Origin of the sequence: Novipirellula sp. (assembly GCF_041583735.1) — a bacterium.
Lineage (GTDB): Bacteria > Planctomycetota > Planctomycetia > Pirellulales > Pirellulaceae > Novipirellula.
The window spans coordinates 1-3,903 of the sequence record NZ_JBFHFD010000752.1 but is presented as its reverse complement, the minus strand read 5'-3'; the positions used below and the strand labels follow the sequence as shown (position 1 = coordinate 3,903).

Here is a 3,903-nt window from a genome sequence, read left to right as displayed (position 1 = left end):
TGTATTCGCGACTTTTCTTCCACACGCCAACCCTCGTTCTTTCTCTATGCTATTTCCAGTCAATGGTGGGGTCGACCGCAGCCTTTATCTCATCGGTGTGGCGGTTCGATTGCCCCTTATGCCTTTCGGCTTGTGTCTCTTGGCAATCGTCATCACTCTCTTTCTGCCATCCGCTGTGTTCGCGCAGGCGGCCGAAACGAGTGCCCCCGTTGCCACCGTGATCGATAATCCGGTGGATAACGGTGACACGGTTGATGGGACCGCAATCGAGACGGGACTGGCTTCGCTCGCTGCCAATGAGAGTCTCGATCCTGCGCTAAAAACTTCGCTCGAAGAGCTGTACCAGCAAGCGAAACAAAATCTCAGTGCGGCTGACGTGAGTGCTAGCAACATTCAGCAGTATGAATCGTTGGCGACAGATGCTCCTGCACGCATGAAACAAATCAAGTCCGAGTTGGATTCGAAAGAGGTGGTCAAATGGACGCTTAATCCCGATTCCACCGTCGAATCAATCAAGCAACAAATTGCTGAAAATCAACTCGCACTCAGTAATGCGACCAGCGACGATGGCAAACTGACCGCCGAACCGGCTCGTCGGCAAAAGCGGGTTGCGGAAATTCCGGCTGAAATCAGCACGGTCGAGAAAGAGCTTGAGCAAGTCGAAAAGCAAATCGCCGCTCCCGCCTTGGCTGGCGAGCCCGCGGCGCAAACGCGAGCCAGGATGACGCAATTACGTTCCAAACGCCAAGCCTTGCAAAAGAAGATCGAGGAACTGAAAAAGGAGCAATCTGCATATCTTGCCACCAGCGACTTGTTGCCGCTGCAACGTCAGTTGTCCGAGCGGAAAATTGCGCAACTTCGCAGTGACCTCGATGCATTGCAGTCCGCGCTGACGCAGCGTCAACGCAGTGAGGTTGCTGACACAATGCAGGGGTTACGCGATGACTTGCAGCAAGTTCCCGAAGCACTCAAACCGCTGGCCCAAAGCAATATCGAAGTCACCGAGCGACACCAGAAATTGGTGGGTGAGTCCGCGCGAGCGCTGACACGTTTGAACGACGTCCAACAAGCTTATGACGAGGTCAAAAATTCCCTGAAAGTTTCGCAAGATCGGCTGGAGGCCGTCGGGCTGACCGACGCGCTGGGGTTGATGCTGCGAAACAAACGGCGAGATTTTGAAGAGCTGAGTGCCAAGTATCGTCCGCGAGCAGATTTGCAAGAAAAGATCCAAGAACACCAAATCAGCGTTTTTGAACTGGAGGACGAAGCGGCCAAGGTCGAACAACAAATCGCGGCGATGCCTGCGGATACACCCGAGAGCGATACCGAGCTCACCTTGCTGAAAAAACGCAAGGAGTTATTGGCGTCAACGATTCAAGCTCAAAACTCAATCCTCGATACGATGTTGACTGCCGATACGCAGCGACGGCAGTTACGGTCGGTCATCGACGAGTACATCGACTTCGTTGATCAAAACGTATTTTGGATTCGTAGCTCTCCCATTTTCTCGGTTTCCGAATTGCGTTATATCGCTCCTGCTGCCGCCTGGTTAGCTGACGCGGATCACTGGAAGAATGCGTTTGATCAATTGCTGCGTAGCTTCCTGACGCGGCCGCTTCGTTCGTTGATTGGCGTGCTCGTCGTTTTGACGTTGGTGTTTTACCGCTCTCGTTTGCGGCGCTGGGTACGCGAGTTCGGTGACGAAGCGTTGCGGACCGACACCACGTTTAGTTGTACCGCGTCTGCGCTGCTGTTTTCGATCGTCTTGGCGTGTATTTGGCCAGCGTTTTTTGGCTTTATCGGTTGGGCACTGCTGGGAAATCTCGGAGTCGATCCGTTTGTCACCGGGGTTGGCAATGCGTTTGCCGTGACCGCGATCTTTGTTGCATCCCGCGAACTGATCAAAGAGGTGTGTCGCGACAAAGGTTTAGCACAAGCCCATTTCGGCTGGGATGACTCGATTCGCAAAATGTTGCGTTTCCACCTGCGTTGGTACACCGTACTGGGCGGTACGCTGATTTTCTTGATGATGGCGCTCTACGAACATCCCGATGAACAAATTCGTGCGACGGCATCAAGATTGACAACGATCGCATTGTTTTTGGTGACGGCGGCTTTCAATAACGTCATCTTTTCGGTCAAGAGTCCAATCTTTACTCAGGTTCGCCGTGATAATCCCGAGTCCAAAGCATATCGTTGGCGTCGTTTGATCTGGCTCGTGCTGGCCGGATTCCCCATCGTCTTTGCTGGCCTGGCACTGGCCGGTTTTCTCGATACGGCGTTCAACTTGGGCAGGTTGATGCAAACGTCCTTCTTAATGCTGGTGATGCTGCTGCTCGTCATGGCACTCGCATTTCGATGGTTGAGTCTCCGCTACCGTGACGTGGCAAGACGGCAAGCACGCGAGTTGCGAGAGAAAAAGCTGGCGGCGATGCAAGCTTCTGCTGCCGAGGGGCTGCCCACCGACATCGGCATCGAATTGCAAGAGGAAGACAAGGCCGATTTGCCCAAACTGGATCGGCAAACGCGGCAATTGGTCTATGTGATGGCCACGGTGATCGCATTGTCCGGACTTGCGCTGATTTGGAGCAATGTTTTGCCAGCGTTCGAAATTTTTGATCGTATCGAACTTTGGCGAGTCTCGGTTGGCGACAACATGGAGATTGAAACCGTCACGCTTCGCGACGTGCTGTATTCGATCATGGTGATTGTGGTGCTGGTCTATTCGGCTCGGAACTTACCCGGCTTACTTGAACTCTTTGTGCTTCGAAAAACCTCGCTCGACAGCGGTGCTCGCTATGCATTGACCACGATTCTGCGATACACGTTGACCGTGGTAGGTGCTTTTATCGTTTTGAATATTCTCAGCGTGCCATGGACTCAGCTTGGTTGGTTGTTGGCCGCTGCGTCCGTTGGACTCGGTTTCGGTTTGCAAGAAATTGTGGCCAATTTCGTCTCCGGCATCATTCTGTTGCTTGAACGTCCGGTTCGCGTCGGTGACATCGTCACGATCGATGGGACCACGGGGGTTGTATCACGGATCCAGATGCGAGCGACAACCGTGACCAGTTGGGAACGCAAGGAGTTGGTCGTGCCCAATAAGGATTTGATCACGGGCAAGATCCTCAATTGGTCTCTCTCCAACGTGATCAATCGTTTATCGATCGAAGTCGGAGTCGAATATGATGCCGATCCTAATCAAGTCCGCGAGATATTGGAACGCGTCGTTCGCGAACATCCCGACGTGATGGATGACCCCGCGCCGCTAATCAATTTTGAGTCATTTGGCGACAGCTCGCTGAATTTTGCGGTGCGTTTCTATCTTGCGACGCTCGATCGCCGAGTCGGAGTCACACATGAAGTCAACACCGCGATCATCAAGGCATTCCGCGAGGCAAATATTTCGATCCCGTTCCCGCAACGCGATGTCAACTTCAGCGTCAAAACGGAAACGATGCCGCTTGGGATTCAGTTGGACCGCAGCATCCGCAACGGCGACAGCAAGTAGCCGATCCGCACCCGTGCCTCAGTTCACCTCGCTGTTAAACCTCGCGCAGGCGAGGTGACTTGCGTCGTGTCACCTCTCCCAAACAAAGTTTGGGAGAGGTCGAGCAGAGCCTCCGGCGATTGCTCGGGTGAGGGCCGTCCGAGCAATCCACGCCGAACGCTGCATCCAAGTGTGCGCGGTCGTCCCTCACCCGGACGAGGCCTGAAGGGCCCGTTCGACCTCTCTCCAGCTTCGCTCGGGCGAGGTGCCTTGCGGCGTGTTACCTCTCCCAAACAAAGGAGACTGCTGAATTAGTCGGGGGCCATGGAGATGCGTAGAATGAAAGTGTGTCGATTCTTTTCTTGAGGGTAAAAAGATGCTGGCGCCTTGGACTGACAAGTTCTACAAGATTCCTG

1 protein-coding gene is annotated in these 3,903 nt (G+C 53.8%); it reads left to right on the top strand.

The features are described from left to right. Nucleotides 1-118: 118 nt before the first annotated feature. A complete protein-coding gene (locus tag ABX962_RS32130) occupies nucleotides 119-3,508 on the top strand; it encodes a mechanosensitive ion channel domain-containing protein (protein ID WP_372725756.1) in 3,390 nt (1,129 codons plus the stop codon). The last annotated feature ends 395 nt before the right edge of the window (nucleotides 3,509-3,903 follow it).